The 813-nt window shown below is 67.5% G+C and carries 1 protein-coding gene; it reads right to left on the reverse strand.

Annotated elements, in window-relative coordinates; translation table 11 throughout:
• Window positions 1–677, reverse strand: a 677-nt coding sequence (locus AB1460_RS37930) for an acyl carrier protein (RefSeq protein WP_368967420.1), incomplete at its 3' end; no start/stop codon positions are given.
• Between the last annotated feature and the right edge of the window lie 136 nt (window positions 678–813).

Consider the following 813-nt stretch of genomic DNA (forward strand, 5'->3'; position numbering starts at 1 on the left):
TACACAAACCCACCCTGCAGAGCATAAGACGGCCCCACCCCCCCATGATCCGGGCTGTACAGGGAATCCAGAACCCACCCACGCTCCGCCTGGAACACACCCATCGCATCACCACCCCCCGCCAGCAACTCCCACAAACCCTCCGGCGAATCCACCCCACCCGGGAACCGGCACGCCATCCCCACCACAACCACCGGATCATCCACCAGCACCGCCGGCACAACCGGCTGCCCCGCACCCGCCTCGACCACCGAGCCGGACACCTCACCCACCACAAAACCAGCCAGCCGGCCGACATCGGGATAGTCGAACACCAGCGTCGCCGGCAACCGCAGACCCGTCACCGCCGCCAGACGATTCCGGAACTCCACCGCCGTCAACGAATCAAACCCCAACTCCCGGAACGACCGCCCCTCCTCCACCACCGTCCCCACCGCATAACCCAGCACCTCCACCACCAGATCCCGCACCACCCCGAGCACCACACCACGACGCTCACCCGCACCCACACCGCCCAGGCGTACCGCCAGCGGCAATCCCCCCCCCACCGCCGACACCACACCCGGCAGGCCCGCCGCAAGCTCCCGTACACCCGGCAGATCCGCGAACAACCTGCCGGACCGGCCCGCCGCGAAATCGGCGACGAACCGCTCCCAGCGCACATCCGCAACCACCACCACCGGATCCGCACCCCCCACCACACTCCCCAGAACCCCCGCAGCACGACCCGGATCCAGCCCCGTCCACACACCTGCAGCACCACACACGCAACCCACTGACCACCACCGCAAACATAGCACAACAGATAGAAAA

The sequence above is a fragment of the Parafrankia sp. FMc2 genome, from assembly GCF_041008525.1.
Taxonomy (GTDB): Bacteria; Actinomycetota; Actinomycetes; order Frankiales; family Frankiaceae; genus Parafrankia.